The organism is Ewingella sp. AOP9-I1-14 (assembly GCF_052375995.1).
GTDB lineage: Bacteria > Pseudomonadota > Gammaproteobacteria > Enterobacterales > Enterobacteriaceae > Ewingella > Ewingella allii.
Map to the genome: position 1 here is coordinate 58,371 of NZ_JBQSVA010000010.1, position 18,215 is coordinate 76,585.

Below are 18,215 nucleotides of genomic sequence, written 5' to 3' on the forward strand. Positions count from 1 at the left end.
TCTGGAACCATTTCATGGCATCGAATTTTGCAAAGTGGTTAACGCGAGAGAAGGAATTTTCTGCCTTTGCTACGGGTCCGTTGCTTGATTTCTGGCGCGAGCGCCAAGAAGGTGAATTTGCCGGCGTGGACGACGTACCTATCCGCTATGTTCGCTTTAGCGCCATCGGTAATGACAACATCATTTTGGTGTCACCCGGCCGTATTGAAAGTTACGTAAAGTACCCCGAGCTGGCCTATGACCTGTTCCAGTGCGGCTTCGATGTGATTATTGTCGATCACCGTGGGCAGGGGCGCTCCGGGCGAATGCTGGATGACCGGCATCGCGGGCACGTGCAGCATTTCGATGATTATATTGAAGATTTTCACCAGCTTTACCAGCGTGAAATTGCTCCGCGCCACTACAGTAAAAAGTACATTTTGGCCCATTCGATGGGGGGCGCGATTGCCGCGCTGTTCCTCGCCAAGTATCCGCAAACCTTTGACGCCGCCGCGCTCTGTGCGCCGATGACCGGGATTTATCTGCCCATTCCGGGCTGGATATCGCGCCGCATCCTCCACTGGGCCGAGCGCCGACCGCTGCGCCGTGACGGCTATGCGATGGGCACCGGCCACTGGCGGCCGCTACCGTTTGTGGTGAATCGCTTAACCCACAGCCGGGAACGTTATCGCCGTAATCTGCGTTTTTACGCCGACTACCCCGAGCTACAGGTGGGCGGGCCAACTTATCACTGGGTGAAGGAAGGTATCGAGGCGGGGATGCATATTCTGCAACAAGCCGAAAATATCACCACGCCCCTGCTATTATTACAGGCAAGCGAAGACCGGGTTGTGGATAACCGGTCGCATCTTGCTTTTTGTCAGGCAATGGCCGTGGCGGGGCACCCCTGTGAAGGGGATGGACCCTTGGTCATTGAAGGCGCGCGCCACGAGATCCTGTTTGAACGGGACGACCTGCGGGCAAAGGCGCTCGATGCCATTATGCGCTTTTATGCGCGGCATTAACTCGCGGCGGACTGCCGTGCACAACTCCATCTGAGGTTAGAATTTACCGTTATGTATCATGTTGTTGCTTCCGATTTAGATGGCACACTGCTGTCACCCGACCACACTCTAAGCCCGTATGCCAAAGAGACGCTGAAGATGTTGACCCAGCGCGGCGTGCACTTCGTTTTTGCCACTGGCCGTCACCATATCGACGTGGCGCAAATTCGCGACAACCTTGAGATCAGCGCCTACATGATCACCTCCAACGGTGCGCGGGTGCATAACACCGAAGGCGAGCTGATCTTCTCGCACAATCTGGATGATGACATCGCCGGGGACCTGTTCGGCATCGTTCATGACAATCCAAATATCCTGACCAACGTGTATCGCAACGACGAGTGGTTTATGAATCACGATCGCGACGATCAGGACCAGTTCTTCCGCGAGTCGGTCTTCAAATACAAGCTCTATCAGCCTGGCCTGCTGGAAACTGACGGCATCTGCAAAGTCTATTTCACCTGCGACAGTCACGAAGAATTATTGCCGTTGGAAGAGGCGATTAATGCTCGCTGGGGCGACCGCGTTAACGTCAGCTTCTCGCTGCCGACCTGTCTGGAAGTGATGGCGGGGGGCGTCTCTAAGGGCCACGCGCTGGAGCAGGTGTCCAAGCTGATGGGGTATTCGCTGCAAGACTGTATCGCTTTTGGCGATGGCTTGAATGACTTGGAAATGCTAACCATGTCCGGCAAAGGTTGCCTGATGAGTGGTTCGCTGCCGCGTCTGAAAGCGGCGATGCCGGATGCTGAAATCATTGGCTCCAACGCCGATGACGCCGTGCCGCACTATCTGCGCAAAATGTATCTGTCCGAACCAGCGTAAATTCGGCTCTACGAAAGCAAAAAAAAAGCGGGCAGGGTGAAAACCTTGCCCGCTTTTTAATGGCGTTTTACTGCTGTGGCTGAGTCTGCTGGTGTTCTAAATAACTCACCGCTTTGTCCGGGAAGTCAGTGAACAGGCCGTCTACATGGGCTTGCTGATAAAGGATCTTATACAGCGAGTCGACGTTTTTGGCGTACTTCGGCAGGTCGTCGGCGCGAACGGTAAACGGATGCACCACCATGTTGCTGGCGTGCGCTTCCGCCGTCATTGGCGTCAGCTTCACGTTGTCCGGCGTGGAGTCGGTTTCCACCAGCATGTGGTAGTCAGGCCCGATACCGTCGGCGTACTCGGCAATCTTCTTCATGGCGCCCGGCTTGAACATCCAATCGTAGTTGTAGTTCACCCACTTGCCGTCTTTCTGCTCCTGCGTCTCATCCCACTTGGTGTAGGCAATCAGCTGAACCAGCTTCAGGTCCATCCCCATTTTCGGCTCAAGCTCATTCTTAATGCGTTTCAGCTCGTTCGGGTCGAAGCATTGCAGATAGACATTGCTGCTTTTGCTGGTGTAGCCGTACTGTTTGAGCACTTCCAGCACCTTGGCGGAGATGTCCTTGCCTTCCTGACGGTGGAACCACGGCGCTTTGATCTCGGTGTAAATCCCGACGTTTTTGCCGGTTGAATGGTTCAGACCCTGAACGAATTCAATCTCTTCCTGGAAGGTGTGGACGCGGAAATCAGACTTGCCCATCGGGAAACGGCCCGGATAGGTTTGCACCTGCTTACCGTCTTTAATATCAAAGCCTTCGGTGAATTTCAGCGATTTGATTTCCGCCAGCGTGAAGTCGATGGCGTAGTAGCGGCCATCTTTGCGCGCCCGGTTCGGAAAGCGCTGGGCGACATCAGTGACGCGATCCAAATAGTGGTCATGTAAGACGACCAGCTGGTCGTCTTTGGTCATTACCAAGTCCTGCTCAAGGAAGTTAGCGCCCTGCGCGTAAGCCATGGCTTTCGCTGGCAGGGTATGTTCCGGCAGATAGCCGCTGGCGCCGCGGTGCGCGATAACAATCGGCTCTGCTGCGCTGGCGTAACAAGACGTGGCAATCAAACTCGCCAACAGGGTGCCTTTTACTATCTTACTTAAACGGTTCATCCGTTATGCTCCTTTTGCTAGATTTGCTTTGTGTTTGTTCTCGCTCAACATAGTCATAATCAACAGGATAACCGCCAGCACGCAGCCGCCAATCATCACGATAAAGCCGCCATCCCAGCCGAAGTAGTCAACGGTATAGCCAACGATGGCGCTCGCCGCCACCGAACCCCCCAGATAACCAAACAGGCCGGTGAAGCCCGCCGCGGTACCCGCTGCTTTCTTCGGTGCCAGTTCCAGCGCGTGCAGGCCAATCAGCATTACCGGGCCGTAAATCAGGAAGCCGATGGTGATCATACAGACCATGTCGATGCCCGGATTACCCACCGGGTTCAGCCAGTACACCACGGTGGCGATCGTCACCAGCACCATGAAGAACACGCCGGTAGCGCCACGGTTGCCTTTAAACACTTTGTCCGACATCCAGCCGCACAGCAGAGTGCCCGGAATCCCAGCGTATTCGTAGAGGAAGTAAGCCCAGGAGGACTTATCCAGCGCGAAGTGCTTCACTTCCTTCAGATAGGTCGGTGACCAGTCGAGGATGCCGTAGCGCAGCAGGTAAACGAACACGTTGGCGAGGGCGATATACCACAGCAGCTTGTTCGGCAAGATGTACTGCATGAAGATCTGCTTGGTGGTCAGCTCCTCCTCGGACTTCTCTTTGTCGTAGTCCGGCGGGTAGTCGTTTTTGTACTCTTCAATCGGCGGCAGGCCGCAGGATTGCGGGGTGTCTCGCATGGTGATGAAGGCGAACACCGCCAGCGCGATAGCCGCGAAAGCTGGCATATACAGCGCGGCTTTCCAGTCGTTAAACCACGCCATACCCAGCAGGAACAGCAGCGGAGGGATACCGCCACCGACGTTATGCGCGCAGTTCCACACCGACACAATCTGCCCGCGCTCTTTCTGCGACCACCAGTGAACCATGGTGCGCCCGCACGGCGGCCAGCCCATGCCCTGGAACCATCCGCAAAGGAACAGCAGGACAAACATAATGGCGATGCTGGAGGTCGCCCACGGCACGAAGCCCATGAACAGCATCACCGCCGCCGCCAGTATCAGGCCCGCTGGCAGGAAAACGCGAGGGTTGGAACGGTCAGAAACCGAACCCATGAGGAATTTCGAAATACCGTAGGCGATGGAGATGCCGGACAGGGCAAAGCCGAGGTCGCCACGGCTGAAACCTTGATCAATCAGGTAAGGCATCGCCAGCGCAAAGTTTTTGCGCACCAGATAGTAGGCGGCGTAGCCGAAGAAAATCCCCATGAAGATCTGCCAGCGCAGGCGGCGGTACAGGGGATCAACATGGTCGTCTGCCACGGGAGCCTTATGGGCTGCGGGCTTAAAGATACTGAGCATAAACGCCTCCAATGGCATAGATCAGAGCCACTCTCGTGAGCGACTGGCGATAAAACTGAACCTTTCATGTTCTATAACGAACGCCATGCTAGCGATATGCGCGTATGCGAACTGTGATAGATGACAGAATTGTTACAGTTTTATGAAACAGGAGGCGGATTTTGCGGGATTGATTAACAATTGGAAATACGTAATAGCCCATTTTAGTCGACGAAGATCACATTTCTGGGTTTTAAGCTGCGCAGAAATTCACCGTGGCGCGGTTTTATTCGTTTTTGCGCGAATAAGTCCATAGAGAGGGTAGTGTTTTAGTGTGAGGAGGGGTGACAGGAACTCGGGAGCTGGAAAGTAAAAAGCGGGGCAATAAGCCCCGCTCTGGCAATTCGCAATCTGACTTACTGCACTTTCAGCGTATTGATAATAGCTTCAGCGTCGGTTTGCGCCTGCTGCTGGTTATCGGCTGGCAGAGAGATTTGAATGGTCAGCAGATGGTCGTCTACTTTGCCCAAAATGATGGAAGAGTAGGCTTGCTGACCTGCTGAAGAGATGATGCTGTCGTACTGCTGCAACGTCTGCCCGTTGATCTGAATCGACTTATTGGTCACCACTTGCAGGTTGGTATCACGCGCGCGCTGCTGGTCTTGCAGGCGAGTTGCCAGCACTTCCAGCGACTCAGTGGTGTTGTCGCCAAGGATAACAATCACCGCTTTCTGGCCAGTTTTGTCAGCGTAAACGTGCATATTGTTGGCCTGACTGCCGAGCTTGCCGCTCTGGTCACTCATTCCCTGTGGCAGGGAGAAGGTCACTTTGCCGTCGAGCAGGCTTACCGGCACCGCCGTGGTGCTGGCAGCCGCCGCAGGCGCGCCCTTGTCGGCAGCGGCTTTATCGCTGGTATTTCCATCGCAAGCCGCAAGACCTGCAATCAGCACCGCCATTCCTGCAAATTTCACTAAGTTACGCATAAGGCATCCTTTGATTTTAACGCGCCATAGATTCTTGATTTAACTGCATCTATGGCAACTCATCCAGTAAACAAATGCAAGTCAGATTTATCTTTCGTCCTTGAAGTTGTAGCCGCGTTAGCTGCACTCTTTCATCCGAATCACTGACTTAAGTCAGCTCATCGGAATTCTCTCGTTTGCTGCCTTGCTACAACGTCAATGACTTTAGCTAAAAACCTTGAGTCGCCTGCGATTAGTGTGAACTCAGTGGAAATCGCGTGTCATGGCCGCTCTGCGACAGGCGTTTGAGCAGCATATTGAGCAGCACGCCGTACATCGGCAAGAAGAACACCAGACAGATCAGCACTTTGAAGGCGTAATCCACCATGGCGATTTCCACCCAGTGATCGGCCATAAAAGCATTGCTGCTCTTGTAGAAGGCGATGAAGAAGAACGACAGGGTGTCGCTGATGTTGCCCAAGAACATGGCGGCGGCGGGCGCAATCCACCAGCGGCGCATCTGGCGCAGGCGGTTGAAGACGTGCACGTCGAGGATCTGCCCCAGCACGTAGGCCATAAAGCTGGCGGTGGCGATACGGGCAACCATGATATTGACGCTGCTCAGGGCTTCAAACCCTTGCCACTGTGCTTCAAAGAACAGGGCGGAAATCACATAGGAGATCACCAGCGCGGGCATCATGACCGACAAAATAATGCGACGAGCCAGCGGCGCGCCAAAAATACGCACGGTCAGGTCGGTTGCCAGAAAGATGAACGGAAAAGTGAAAGCACCCCAAGTGGTGTGCAGGCCGAAAGCAGAAACCGGCAGCTGTACCAGATAGTTACTGGAAGTGATGATGGCGATATGGAATAAAGATAGCCATATCAACGCATTAAAGCGCTGTTGCACAGTGAACGAATACATAGATTGTGGCCTTTTTATACCCTTCACCTGCTCGCTGACGCCTTTGGGCGACAACGCATGATGTCGAGTGTGGTTGATTGGGGTGAGGGAACCCAATGTTTATCGATTTAAGTGCGCGACTCTTTCTGTGAATTCACTCTTAGGGTGAACTAACAATCAAGCGCGCGGCGCGCATGTTAACTGTTTAGACGGGTAATGCAATGGTTAATTTTAGCGCAATCGTTGGCGCAGGTTGCTCCTGAAAATCTGCGGCGTATACTCGTCATCCTTCAAAGCGCGGCGATGTTAGTCGGGCCCACGACGTGAGACAGACCATGAATGATCCCTTTTTGAACCCTGACCACCAGTTAGATGCCTTAGGTTTGCGCTGCCCCGAGCCCGTGATGATGGTGCGTAAAACGGTGCGTGGCATGAAAGATGGCGAAACCCTGCTGGTGATTGCGGATGACCCCGCAACCACCCGCGACATTCCGGGTTTCTGCCGTTTTATGGAACATACGTTGCTAGCGGCCGACACTGAACAGCTGCCGTACCGCTATTTGCTGGCGAAAGGGCTTCTCAAGCCGGAGTAACTGCTTACTGTTTCTTCTTGCGCAGCAGGCGCAACGCGTTGGCGGTGACCAGCGCGGTTGCCCCTGAGTCAGCCAGCACCGCCAGCCACAGCCCGGTTAGCCCCATCAGCGTCGTCACCAGGAAAATCGCCTTCAGGCCCAGAGCAATAGTGATGTTCTGGCGGATATTGGCGCGGGTGGCGCGCGACAGCTTAATCATCTCCGCCAGACCGTTCAGGCGATTGTGGGTCAGTGCGGCATCTGCCGTTTCCAGCGCTACGTCCGTCCCACTGCCCATGGCAATCCCAATCCGCGCCGCCTTCATGGCCGGCGCGTCATTGATACCGTCACCCACCATCGCCGTTGGATGTTTAGCGTTCAGCGCGGTCACGGCCTCGACTTTATCCGCCGGCAGCAGCCCGGCGCGGTAATCAATGCCCAGTCGGTCAGCAATGGTTTTGGCGGCGCGCGGGTTATCGCCGGTCAGCATGACGGCAGAAACCCCCAGCGCTTTCAGCTCGGCCAGCGCGCTCACGGCGTCGTCGCGCAGCTTGTCCTGCATGGCGATCAGGCCGATGGCCTTGCCATCTTGCAGCACAGCAACCACGGTTTTACCGGCAGATTCCCATTCGGCGATTTGGCTCAGGCGCTCCTCAGTGACGTTTTCACTCGCCAGATGCTTCGGCGCTAATACCTGAATCTTCTTGCCGGACACCACCCCTTCGACGCCAGAACCCGCTAAGGCGCGGCGATCTTGCGCATTGAGTGGCAGAGGGTTTTCCCGAGCCGCGCGGTTGATGATGGCCAGCGCCAGAGGGTGATGCGAACCCGCTTCCACCGCCGCCGCCAGGCTCAGCATCTCGTTATCGCTCGCGCCATCGAACGTCTGAACGTCGGTGACTTCTGGCTTGCCTTCGGTCAGGGTGCCGGTTTTATCCAGCGCCACGGTTTGAATCACGGCTAACTGCTCTAGCGCCGCGCCGCCTTTAATCAGCGCGCCCTGTCGGGTGGCCGCCGCCAGCCCGGAGGTAATGGCCGCCGGAGTGGAGATCACCAGCGCGCACGGGCAACCAATCAATAGCAGCGTCAGGCCGCGATAAATCCAGGTTTCCCAAGGCAGGCCCATCGCCAGCGGCGGGATCAAAATCACCAGCAGCGACATCAGCATGATGGCTGGCGTGTAGTAACGGCTGAAGGTGTCGAGGAAGCGTTCGATGGGCGCGCGGCGCTCGTCGGCTTCTTCAATCAATTGCAGAATCCGGTCAATGGCGCTGGCTCCCGGCGCTGACGCCACGCTCAGCCTTGCAACGCGGTCCACGCACAGGCTACCGGCGGGGATCTTCTCGCCGGGCTGGCGTTCGACCGGGACGGACTCACCGGTCAGGGCGCTTTCATCAAAGCTGGCCGCGCTGTCGAGCAGCAGGGCGTCGGTTGGCAAACGCCCGCCGGCGGCGACTTCAATCACATCGCCGGGGCGCAGGTCGCTCACCGCCACGCTGACAGGTTTGCCTGCGACCATTTTCACCGCGCTATCGGGGATCAGCGCCATCAGCGACTTCACGCCGCTGCGCGCGCGATTTGCGGCGAACCCTTCCAACCGCTCGCCAATCATAAACAGCAGCAGCACCATCGCGGCTTCCGCCGTCGCGCCGATAAACAGTGCGCCGAGCGCGGCGACGCTCATCAGGGTTTCAATGGTAAATGGCGAACCGGAGCGGGTAGAGCGAATCGCCTGACGCAGCACCGGCCACAGGCCGACCAGCGTGGTAGCGATAAAGGCAATTTCTCCCAGGCGCGGGCTGACTTTGCTCAGCACCCAGCTCACCGCCATCAGGGCGATTAACGCCAGCAGCGGTGCATACTCTTGCAGGAAAGAAGGGGTTTTCTCCGGCGCGGCCTGTGCCGACGCAGACTGCGAATTCAGGGATTGCAGGGTGAAACCGGCACCCGTCACGGCTTGTTGGACCTGCGGAGAGATGTCTGTGGCGGCGTTCACCAGCAGTTTCTCGGTGGAGAACTGCACCTTAACGCTATTTACGCCGGTGATTTTACCCACCGCGGTTTCAATGGTGCGGGCGCAGGCGGGGCAGTCCATGCCGGACACTTTCCAGCTTAATTGCTGGCCAAGCTCGCTGGGATCGCTCTCTTCGTCGGCCGAGCCACCGCCGTCGTCTTCTGTAGAAGTTGGTGAGTGCTCACTAGGTTGTGTCGCACAGCTGTCGGATGCGCAGCAAGCTGACGTCGCGAGCGGCGCTTTATCACTGCAACAGGTAGCCGGATGCGGCTCACTGTGGGTCTTTCCACTGATTTTATTAATGCGCAGCATGGTTGGCTTAGCGCATTTGTCTGACGCGCAGCCGCAGCGGCTGGTGGCGTGTTTTTGTGGCTGTAACATACTGCCTCCTGTCGAAACAGAGTGGGATTGCCGACAGTCTAATCCTTGGAGTCAACTCCAAGGTCAAGGAAAAATAGCACAGGACGTTATGGGATACGTGAAATGGCGGAGCCGGGCGGCTCCGCGCAGAAGATTAGAGGTAGAGCGAGCGAACAATCAGGAAGTGGCCGCCGAAATAGCAGGCTGCCACCAGCGCGTCTGCCGCTTTAAACTTGAAGCGATAGCGGCTCACCAGCCAGAACACGTTGCCAAGTAACAGCAGCAGGGTGCCGCACAGCAGGGAGAAAGCCAGATCGGTACTGCGCGCGAAATACTGCTCACCCGCCAGCCACACCATCAGAAGCGTCATGCCGATGTAAGTGGACACCGCCCAGCGCAGTTCCGCCAGCCGCGACCAGATCACCGCCAGCAGTACCGCGCCAATCACAATCAGCGCCAGCGGCAGCGGCCAGAAAAAGGTCAGCGTCATCTGGCTGGCAAAGCTCAGGGTATAGAGCAGATGCGACAGGAAGAAGGCGCCGATGGCGTAGAGGAATCGCTCCTCCGGCAGCAGCAACAGGCCGTCTGCCACCAGCGTCGCCGCCAGACCCAGTAAAATCAGATAGCTGTAAACATTCAGCTCCGGCGCTTGCCAGGCTAAAAGCAGCAGCAGTAATAAGGTGACGGGTTTGAACAGCCAGCGCTGCCAGCGCGGCCCACGGTAGCTGGCATCCACGTATAACCAGCCAGAGAAAAATACGGCAAGAAATGGCCAACTCATTGTTTATCCTTATTTAAAATAAAACCTAGGCAAACAGCTGCCTGTCAGGAAACCGTCCTGTGTTGATTTCAGTGTAGGAGACTGCGCGCCTCGCCGACAATCAGAATCCACCCTGCATTAGTGCAATTGCCCTGCATTTGCCGCTAAAGTGACGCAAAATAACTGTTCCCATCATCAGAGAAGAAACCTGAACCATGAGCAAACCGCCGATGATTTTCCTGCTGGTTTTGGTGGTGATTGCCTTTTTTGCCACCCGCCAATACCTGCACCAGCGCCGCGAAAATGCCGATAACGACGCGGCTCCGCTCAAAGAGATTGCCGTGGAAGTGTCGGCCAAACGGGACTATCTCTCCCCCAATCGTCGCTCGCGCCAGCGGGAGGAGATTCCGGTGGAAGACCGCAACTATGAAGCTTACTTTAAGCCCCTGACCGGCGGCAGTGAGATAAAGTTAAAACTCGAAATGAAAGAGTACGACGGGTTGGCTAAGGGCCAGAAGGGAGTCTTGCAGGTGAAAGGGACAAGGTTTATCGCTTTCGCGGCAGATGACGACACGCAAAGCGATAACCTGTTGAAATAATTACTTCTTCGGCGGCAGCGGCGGCTGCTTTTTCTGCCACGCCAGCAGCTCGAACACGCCAAACAGGAAGATGCGCAGCTGGAGCCAGCCACCAATCTTGTTCTGATCTTTACCCTGAGTGGCTTTGAGCAGCATGATTTGCAGGCCGTGCATGAAGAACATGAACACCATGGCGACGTCGAGGAAATACTTCATCGGTTTTGGAAACGGATGAATGATATTCATCAGCAAAAATGCCCAGATGCACAGCATCAACAAGCGACCCACGTTAATTAACATATTACTGCTCCTGTTCAGAATCTTCTTCGCCAGCGTTCGGCGCTATATCTCGATGGTACAAACGGTAAGCCACTTGCCCGGCGACTTTTTCACGATGCAGACGCCAGCCCGCAGGCACTGGGATTGCGCCGTGCTCGACTTCCGCTTCGACATAAATCCAGGCTTCGTCAGCCAGCCAGCCCTGCTGTTCCAGCAAAGTCAGCGTTTCTAGCAAAATGCCTTTGCGGAAAGGCGGGTCGATAAACACGATATCAAAGGGCGTGCCGTTCTTGGCCAGCCAACTTAGCGCGTTGGTGTTCACCACCGTGGCGTCTTTGGAATTGAGCACCGCCAGGTTTTTCTCCAATTGCTGAGCAACCGGGCGTTCGAACTCCAGCAGGGTAGCGCTGCCGGCATAGCGGGAGAGGGCTTCGATACCCAGCGCGCCGCTGCCCGCGAAGCAGTCCAGACAGCGTGCTCCTTGAATCATCGGCGCCAGCCAGTTAAATAAGGTTTCGCGCACGCGATCGGTGGTCGGGCGCAGGCCGGGGCTGTTCGGCACCGGCAATTTTCGTCCGCGCCACTGGCCGCCAATCAGTCGAATTTGACCTGCGGCGGCGGTATTAGGTTTTTTCGCCATATTTCACTTCAATATTACGCCGCCTGTGCAGCGCGCTAGTAAATCAGTTGCCGCTATTCTACTGGTGTGCCGCCGTTGGGGAAACATTTAACATTCCTGATTGAATACTCTCCGTAAATCAATACGCGGGTGTGTAGGGGGCGGGTGGAAAGTGATAGACTGCAAGGCATTATCCTATTAACAATCCGTTCGCCCTGAATTAACGGCGAGGAGTGAAGTTGTAAAATGGCAAAAGATAAAAAACGCGGTTTTTTCTCCTGGTTTGGGCGTGGCCGTCAGGAAGAAGAGCAGCAAAAAACCGAAGCGCAGGAACAAGAAGCTCACATTGAACAGCCAGAGCCGGTTGTTGAATCCCCTTCGTCAGACAGCTTGCCGCAAAAAGAACTTCTGCAAGATGACGCTCACCCTGTAGAAGCCCATCCGCAAGAGACTCAACAAGTCGAAGCTCCCGGGGTTCCGGTCGAGGATCGCCCCGGCGAGTGGGACACCACCACCACCACCAGCGCCGAAGCCGCGGTGGAAATCGAACCTATCTATGAACCCGTGCATGAACTTCCTGCCGAGCCGGTGCTTGATGAAGTGTCTGCCGAAGAAGCAGTGGCTAAAGATTTAGCCGCTGAAGAGTTGGCAGAAGAGATTGTTGCTGTCACCGAGCAGGTTGCCGTCGAGCAGCATGAAGAACTGGTGGAAGACGAGTTCGTTGAATCCGCTGTGGAAATCGCCGCTGACCAGCATCAGGACGACCTCGACACCATCGACGATGCCATCATTGCCAAAGAGTTGGCGGAAGAAGAGCCGCTGCCTGTCGCGCTGGAACCTATCATCACCCTGCCAGCCAGCGAAACTGAGCAAGATCGCCCGACCAAAGAGGGCTTCTTCGCCCGCCTTAAGCGCAGTCTGGTTAAAACTAAGCAAAATCTTGGCTCAGGCTTTATCAGCCTGTTCCGCGGCAAGAAGATCGATGACGATCTGTTCGAGGAGCTGGAAGAGCAGCTGATCGTTGCCGATGTGGGCGTCGAAACCACCCGTAAAATCATCACTTCGCTGACCGAACACGCTAGCCGCAAGCAGTTGAAAGACGCGGACGCGCTGTACGGCAAGCTGAAGGAAGAAATGTCCGAAATTCTGGCCAAAGTCGATCAACCGCTGGATGTCAGTGGCAAAAGCCCGTATGTCATTCTGATGGTTGGCGTAAACGGCGTGGGTAAGACGACCACTATCGGTAAATTGGCGCGCCAATTTGAAGCCGAAGGCAAATCGGTGATGCTGGCGGCGGGCGATACCTTCCGCGCGGCGGCAGTAGAACAGCTGCAAGTGTGGGGACAGCGCAACAAGATCCCGGTGATTGCCCAGCATACTGGTGCAGATTCCGCCTCGGTAATTTTCGACGCCATTCAGGCCGCCAAGGCCCGTAGCATCGACGTGTTGATCGCCGACACCGCCGGGCGTTTGCAGAATAAATCGCACCTGATGGAAGAGCTGAAGAAGATTGTCCGCGTCATGAAAAAACTGGACGAAGACGCCCCTCATGAGGTTATGCTGACGCTCGATGCCAGCACAGGCCAGAATGCGGTGAGTCAGGCAAAATTATTCAATGAAGCCGTGGGTCTGACCGGTATTACTTTGACTAAACTGGACGGTACTGCCAAAGGTGGGGTTATCTTCGCCATCGCCGACCAGTTTGAAATTCCTATCCGTTACATCGGGGTAGGTGAAGGCATCGAAGATTTACGGCCATTTAAGGCTGACGATTTTATTGAGGCACTTTTTGCCCGAGAGGATTAATACGGATGATTCGCTTTGAACAGGTCAGTAAAGCTTATCTAGGCGGGCGACAGGCGCTGCAAGGCGTCGATTTTCACATCCAGCAAGCTGAGATGGCTTTCCTGACAGGTCATTCCGGCGCGGGTAAAAGTACCCTGCTGAAATTGATATGTGGGATTGAACGCCCAAGTGCCGGACACATTTTGTTTGGCGGTCACGACATCAGCCGCCTGAAAGCCAGCGAAGTGCCGTTTTTGCGCCGCCAGATTGGCATGATTTTCCAGGACCACCACCTGCTGATGGACCGCACGGTGTATGACAACGTGGCGATGCCGCTGATCATCGCCGGGGCCAGCAGTGAAGATATTCGCCGCCGCGTCTCCGCCGCTCTGGACAAAGTGGGGCTGCTCGACAAAGCGAAGAACTTCCCGATTCAACTCTCCGGTGGTGAACAGCAGCGTGTCGGCATCGCTCGCGCCGTGGTGAATAAACCTGCGGTATTACTGGCGGATGAACCGACCGGTAACCTTGATGATGCGCTTTCGGAAGGCATTTTGCGTTTGTTTGAAGAATTCAACCGTGTAGGCGTGACCGTTTTAATGGCAACTCATGATATGGCACTGATTGCCCGTCGTAACTACCGTACTCTGACCCTGAGTCAGGGGCGTATGGCGGGAGGCTCGCATTATGGCCAATAGCCCTAAGCCGACCAAAACAGCCAAAAGCGCGCGCGTCGCGAAAAGCAAAGCCCTACAGGGCGGCTGGCGTGAGCAGTGGCGCTACGCGTGGATGAACGCCTTGGCCGACATGATGCGTCAGCCTCTGGCGACCTTGCTGACTATCATGGTTATCGCAATTTCCCTGACTCTGCCGAGCGTCTGTTATTTGGTGTGGAAAAACGTCAGTACCGCCGCCGAGCAGTGGTATCCGACGCCACAGCTGACGGTCTACCTCGACAAAGCCCTGGATGACAATGCGGCCGAAAATGTCATTAAGGCATTGAAAGCCGAGGCGGGTGTCGACAAGGTCAACTACTTGTCACGCGACGAAGCCATGGGCGAGTTCCGCAACTGGTCTGGCTTTGGCGGCGCGATGGACATGCTGGAGCAGAATCCACTGCCCGCCGTGGCTATCATTACGCCGAAGATGAATTTCCAGGACTCCAACACGCTCAACACCTTACGCGACCGCGTGGCGGCCGTGCAGGGGGTCGATGAAGTGCGAATGGATGACAGCTGGTTCGCAAGGCTGGCGGCGCTCACTGGCCTCGTCGGGCAGGTGGCGGCGATGATTGGCGTGCTGATGATTGTCGCGGTGTTCTTGGTTATCGGTAACAGCGTGCGGTTAAGCATCTTTAGCCGCCGCGACACCATTAACGTGATGAAGCTCATCGGCGCGACCGACGGCTTTATCCTGCGGCCTTTCCTTAACGGCGGCGCGATGCTTGGTTTCTGTGGTGCCTTGCTGTCACTGATCCTTTCCGAAGCCTTAGTCTTGCGCTTAGAAAGCGTGGTGACGCAGGTGGCGAAAGTGTTCGGCACCACCTTTGACCTGCACGGTCTCGCGTGGGATGAAAGCCTGCTATTACTGCTGATTTCCGCGATGATTGGCTGGATCGCAGCCTGGCTGGCAACCGTACAACATTTACGGCGATTTACACCACAATAGCGATTTTTTGGTATACTCTTCTCCTGCTGCAAAGGATCCTGTGCAGGGGAAGAGCTGATTTAGCGTTCCAACATCTTGTCTTACATCTCTTCCTCCCTGAAAGCACGAATTCCCTATCCGGTAGCCAGTTCGTCACATAAAGTCGCTAAGCTGCAATTGCGCAGATTAGGAACTTTACGTGCAATTCGCGGTCTTAGAGTGTGGTAAAAATTTACCTGCTGGCGGTGAATGGGCGCACTGACTCTCACCAGACATGCAGCAAAGATGAGTGAGAAAAGCAGTATTCAGAAAAGCAGTAAATATGAAGGGCTCTGCGTTGTTTTTGTTAGTACGCCGTTAGGGCAATGCGGTATTCACTCCGCAGCAACGCAGTATAAAACCTGCATAACGTCATACATGAGAGGCTTTGAATGACAAAAGAAATGCAAACTTTAGCATTAGTTCCCCAAGGTAGTCTGGAAGCCTATATTCGGGCCGCCAATACTTATCCTATGCTCACCGCAGAGGAAGAACGGGCGCTGGCTGAACGGCTGCATTACGATGGTGATCTGGAAGCAGCGAAACATCTGATCCTGTCTCACCTGCGCTTTGTTGCTCACATCGCCCGCAACTATTCAGGCTACGGTCTGCCACAGGCTGACCTTATCCAAGAAGGTAATATCGGCCTGATGAAAGCGGTTCGCCGCTTTAACCCAGAAGTGGGCGTGCGTCTGGTCTCCTTCGCGGTGCACTGGATCAAAGCAGAGATTCACGAATACGTGCTGCGTAACTGGCGTATCGTGAAAGTCGCTACCACTAAGGCGCAGCGCAAGTTGTTCTTCAACCTGCGTAAAAACAAACAGCGTCTGGGCTGGTTCAGCCATGACGAAGTGGAGCACGTTGCTCGCGAGCTGGGTGTCACCAGCAAAGACGTTCTGGAAATGGAATCTCGCATGGCCGCACAGGACATGACGTTTGACCCGACTCCGGACGATGAACCACGCGACGGTGCCGCGATGGCGCCGATGCTTTATCTGCAAGATAAGAGTTCAGACTTTGCAGAAAGTATCGAGGAAGATAACTGGGATCGCGACGCGACCGACAAACTGACCTATGCAATGGAAGGTTTGGACGAGCGTAGCCAGGACATCATCCGCGCCCGCTGGTTAGATGACGACAACAAAACCACTTTGCAGGAGCTGGCCGACAAGTACGGCGTTTCCGCAGAGCGTGTTCGTCAGCTTGAGAAGAACGCGATGAAGAAACTGCGTTTGGCGATTGAAGCCTAAGCAGCTCTTCAGCCGCTGTACTTCAGCAAATAAAGAAAAAGCGACCTGCGGGTCGCTTTTTTTATGCCTAAATTTCAGCGTTCAAGCCGTTTAGCGATTCCATTCCCAGCCATCGGCGGTTTTATGGAATTTACAGGCCAGCATAAAGGCATCGAGGACTGGGTCAGCTTCGGCTTTCATCGTCCAGTGGGTGATTTCCGGCATCTGCGCCAGCGTATCCTCTACCAGATATAAACCCACGCCGCGGCGACGGGTCACTTCGCGCACCAGCAAATCCTGCAGTTCAGCACTTTCGCCTGTCAGGCTGACTTTAACCGCCGCCAACAGACGCTCGTTAAATTTTGCAGCGAACAGGGCGCGGTTCCCACTGAGCCAGCTTTGCCACTCGGCAGGAGAATGCTCCGGCCAGATTTTTGCCAGATCTATCAAGTCTTGCGCACTAAGCGAATCGAGTTTTTGAATGGTTAATTTCATGAGGCGAACAGGCAGATAAACAGGCGCACATTATAGCGGATTGACCGCCAGCGGGGCGCGTAACTTTTTTTGTACAGTAACAGAGCAAAAACTTTTTCGGCGATCCAACTATAAGCGATAAATGTTGGCTTTAATCAGTAAAGGCAGCGTTAACCGCTGTAGTCGTTGCCCATAGCCGCATTTATACCCAAATAAAATTCTGTTTACACCTCTTGTTTCTGATTGTGACATTTGATTTGCAGCAGAATATTCCTGTTTAATGGCATGAAAAATAAAGTCTTATTTGAAAATAAGACCCGATAAGCCGCTAACGTATTATAACTTATAACAAATTTCTTAAGTGACGATATTTTAAGCAGGCGAGAAATGCCAAAACAACACAACAAACACACATCACAAATCATTAGATGGGGTATCAGGATGAATATGAAATCAGGAAAAGTATTGCTGGCCGGCTGTATCGCATTGGCAATGAGCCAAGCCGCCGTGGCGAAAGACATCAAAGTCGCCATCGTCGGCGCCATGTCAGGCCCGGTAGCGCAATACGGCGACATGGAGTTCACCGGCGCAAAACAAGCTATCGCTGATATCAATGCTAAAGGTGGCATCAAGGGTGACAAACTGGTTGGCGTGGAATACGACGATGCCTGTGACCCGAAACAAGCCGTGGCGGTGGCCAACAAAGTGATTAACGACGGTATCCGTTATGTTATCGGCCACCTGTGCTCTTCTTCTACTCAGCCCGCTTCTGACATTTATGAAGATGAGGGCGTGCTGATGATCACCCCTGCCGCGACCAACGCTGACCTGACCACCCGTGGCTACAAGCTGATTATGCGCACTACCGGTTTGGACTCCGATCAGGGCCCAACGGCGGCGAAATACATCCTCAATACTATCAAGCCACAGCGCATTGCCGTGGTTCATGATAAGCAGCAGTACGGCGAAGGTCTGGCGCGCTCCGTGCAGGATAGCCTGAAGAAAAACGGCGGTAACGTGGTGCTGTTCGAAGGTATCACCGCAGGCGACAAAGACTTCTCCACGCTGGTGGCGCGTCTGAAGAAAGAGAACGTCGATTTCGTTTACTTCGGCGGTTACTACCCGGAAATGGGCCAGATCCTGCGTCAGTCAAAACAAGCCGGTCTGAATGCGAAATTCATGGGTCCGGAAGGCGTGGGTAACTCTTCCCTGTCCAACATCGCCGGTGATGCTTCCGAAGGCATGCTGGTGACTCTGCCAAAACGTTATGATCAGGTTCCTGCTAACCAGCCAATCGTTGATGCGCTGAAAGCCAAGAAACTGGACCCAACTGGCCCATTCGTCTGGACCACCTACGCCGCGCTGCAAGCTTTGACGACCGGTATGGAACGCAGCGGAAGTATGGAACCGGCTGACATCGCCAAAAACCTGAAATCTCAATCCGTGGATACCGTGATGGGCCCGCTGAGCTGGGATGAGAAGGGCGACCTGAAAGGCTTCGAGTTCGGTGTATTCGAATGGCACAAAGACGGCACTTCTACCCCAATTAAACCATAACCGCAGCAAAGTGGTTCTTCGCTCCCTCCCCTTCGCAGGGGGAGGGAGTTGCACCAGTTATCAAACCCTTGAAGTAAAAGGATAGG

General features: G+C 54.8%; 18 protein-coding genes. 9 read left to right on the plus strand and 9 right to left on the minus strand.

Going from position 1 to position 18,215, the window contains the following annotated elements; genetic code table 11:
• Positions 1-14: 14 nt before the first annotated feature.
• A complete protein-coding gene (gene pldB / locus ACT3RT_RS20465) occupies positions 15-1,004 on the plus strand; it encodes a lysophospholipase L2 (protein WP_353504388.1) in 990 nt (329 codons plus the stop codon).
• A 51-nt stretch (positions 1,005-1,055) separates the two neighbouring features.
• Entirely contained in the window at positions 1,056-1,865 is an 810-nt protein-coding gene (gene yigL / locus ACT3RT_RS20470; protein ID WP_496203641.1) for a sugar/pyridoxal phosphate phosphatase YigL, read from the plus strand.
• 67 nt (positions 1,866-1,932) lie between these two features.
• Here the strand turns inward: yigL and glpQ are convergent, their stop codons facing one another.
• The 4 genes from glpQ to ACT3RT_RS20490 form a co-directional block, all read right to left on the minus strand.
• A complete protein-coding gene (gene glpQ, locus ACT3RT_RS20475) occupies positions 1,933-3,015 on the minus strand; it encodes a glycerophosphodiester phosphodiesterase (RefSeq protein WP_496200944.1) in 1,083 nt (360 codons plus the stop codon).
• Between the two features lie 3 nt (positions 3,016-3,018).
• Positions 3,019-4,371 carry a glycerol-3-phosphate transporter gene (gene glpT, locus ACT3RT_RS20480; RefSeq protein WP_353504389.1) on the minus strand — a complete coding sequence of 451 codons (1,353 nt, stop codon included), beginning with the start codon at positions 4,369-4,371 and terminating at the stop codon, positions 3,019-3,021.
• Between the two features lie 395 nt (positions 4,372-4,766).
• Positions 4,767-5,333, minus strand: a complete 567-nt coding sequence (locus ACT3RT_RS20485) for a DcrB family lipoprotein (RefSeq protein WP_496203642.1) — start codon at positions 5,331-5,333, stop codon at positions 4,767-4,769.
• 232 nt (positions 5,334-5,565) lie between these two features.
• Entirely contained in the window at positions 5,566-6,237 is a 672-nt protein-coding gene (locus tag ACT3RT_RS20490; protein WP_496203643.1) for a 7-cyano-7-deazaguanine/7-aminomethyl-7-deazaguanine transporter, read from the minus strand.
• Between the two features lie 314 nt (positions 6,238-6,551).
• Here ACT3RT_RS20490 and tusA point away from each other — a divergent pair, with 314 nt between their 5' ends.
• Positions 6,552-6,809, plus strand: a complete 258-nt coding sequence (tusA, locus tag ACT3RT_RS20495; RefSeq protein ID WP_485903905.1) for a sulfurtransferase TusA — start codon at positions 6,552-6,554, stop codon at positions 6,807-6,809.
• A gap of 4 nt (positions 6,810-6,813) precedes the next feature.
• Here the strand turns inward: tusA and ACT3RT_RS20500 are convergent, their stop codons facing one another.
• Positions 6,814-9,183 (minus strand): zinc/cadmium/mercury/lead-transporting ATPase, encoded by a 2,370-nt coding sequence (locus ACT3RT_RS20500; protein WP_496203644.1) that lies wholly within the window; start codon positions 9,181-9,183, stop codon positions 6,814-6,816.
• Positions 9,184-9,316: 133 nt separating this feature from the next.
• Complete coding sequence (locus tag ACT3RT_RS20505; RefSeq protein ID WP_396132658.1) at positions 9,317-9,943, minus strand: lysoplasmalogenase; 627 nt, start codon at positions 9,941-9,943, stop codon at positions 9,317-9,319.
• Positions 9,944-10,137: 194 nt separating this feature from the next.
• Between ACT3RT_RS20505 and ACT3RT_RS20510 the strand changes: the two genes are divergently transcribed.
• A complete protein-coding gene (locus ACT3RT_RS20510) occupies positions 10,138-10,521 on the plus strand; it encodes a DUF2500 domain-containing protein (RefSeq protein ID WP_485903909.1) in 384 nt (127 codons plus the stop codon).
• Here ACT3RT_RS20510 and ACT3RT_RS20515 read toward each other — a convergent pair whose 3' ends face one another.
• Positions 10,522-10,800: a DUF1145 family protein gene (locus tag ACT3RT_RS20515; protein WP_034794836.1), complete on the minus strand. Its 279-nt coding sequence runs from the start codon at positions 10,798-10,800 to the stop codon at positions 10,522-10,524. It abuts the gene before it with no gap.
• Position 10,801: 1 nt separating this feature from the next.
• Positions 10,802-11,419, minus strand: a complete 618-nt coding sequence (rsmD, locus tag ACT3RT_RS20520; RefSeq protein ID WP_485903911.1) for a 16S rRNA (guanine(966)-N(2))-methyltransferase — start codon at positions 11,417-11,419, stop codon at positions 10,802-10,804.
• A gap of 225 nt (positions 11,420-11,644) precedes the next feature.
• On the opposite strand from rsmD, the gene ftsY reads away from it, so the two are divergent.
• The 4 genes from ftsY (at position 11,645) to rpoH (ending at position 16,119) form a co-directional block, all read left to right on the plus strand.
• Positions 11,645-13,204 (plus strand): signal recognition particle-docking protein FtsY, encoded by a 1,560-nt coding sequence (gene ftsY, locus ACT3RT_RS20525; RefSeq protein WP_496203645.1) that lies wholly within the window; start codon positions 11,645-11,647, stop codon positions 13,202-13,204.
• Positions 13,205-13,209: 5 nt separating this feature from the next.
• Positions 13,210-13,881 (plus strand): cell division ATP-binding protein FtsE, encoded by a 672-nt coding sequence (gene ftsE, locus ACT3RT_RS20530; RefSeq protein WP_396132654.1) that lies wholly within the window; start codon positions 13,210-13,212, stop codon positions 13,879-13,881.
• On the plus strand, positions 13,871-14,851 hold the full coding sequence (gene ftsX / locus ACT3RT_RS20535) for a permease-like cell division protein FtsX (RefSeq protein WP_353504397.1): 981 nt from the start codon (positions 13,871-13,873) through the stop codon (positions 14,849-14,851). Before ftsE ends, ftsX begins: the two co-directional genes overlap by 11 nt.
• A 410-nt stretch (positions 14,852-15,261) precedes the next feature.
• A complete protein-coding gene (gene rpoH, locus ACT3RT_RS20540) occupies positions 15,262-16,119 on the plus strand; it encodes an RNA polymerase sigma factor RpoH (protein WP_034794850.1) in 858 nt (285 codons plus the stop codon).
• Between the two features lie 90 nt (positions 16,120-16,209).
• On the opposite strand, the gene panM is transcribed toward rpoH, so the two are convergent.
• Entirely contained in the window at positions 16,210-16,593 is a 384-nt protein-coding gene (gene panM / locus ACT3RT_RS20545) for an aspartate 1-decarboxylase autocleavage activator PanM (protein ID WP_353504399.1), read from the minus strand.
• Positions 16,594-17,013: 420 nt separating this feature from the next.
• Here panM and ACT3RT_RS20550 point away from each other — a divergent pair, with 420 nt between their 5' ends.
• Positions 17,014-18,129: a branched-chain amino acid ABC transporter substrate-binding protein gene (locus ACT3RT_RS20550; protein WP_496203646.1), complete on the plus strand. Its 1,116-nt coding sequence runs from the start codon at positions 17,014-17,016 to the stop codon at positions 18,127-18,129.
• The last annotated feature ends 86 nt before the right edge of the window (positions 18,130-18,215 follow it).